This window comes from Xanthovirga aplysinae, assembly GCF_009711365.1.
GTDB lineage: Bacteria > Bacteroidota > Bacteroidia > Cytophagales > Cyclobacteriaceae > Xanthovirga > Xanthovirga aplysinae.
Window position 1 is genome coordinate 1 of the sequence record NZ_SMMB01000077.1, and the last position, 288, is coordinate 288.

Genomic DNA, 288 nt, shown 5'->3' on the forward strand with positions numbered 1-288 from the left:
GTTGTTAGTATTATCATTCCCACCGACACCACCGGCACCGATTATGGCATTTACCTGGGAAATCGTCTGTCCTAATCCATCTTGTGAAACCCAAGCTTTTTGTGAATTGCGGTTATTTCGGCTATCTGTAATGGCATTTACTCCACTAACGAGGTGCATCATTCCATCCTGGAAACCGTCAAATGTTTGCCAATTTTCATCATTATTATTCCCGTCCGCTATTCCATTTATCTCTCTCATCATATTAACATTGCCGTATTGATGTCCATGAAATTTTTGACTATTGTC

Annotated in this window: 1 protein-coding gene; it reads right to left on the minus strand. The window is 40.3% G+C overall.

The genetic code is table 11. From position 1 onward, the window contains the following. Positions 1 to 288 (minus strand): hypothetical protein (locus E1171_RS23030; RefSeq protein WP_187696080.1); only part of this gene is annotated, 288 nt, incomplete at both ends.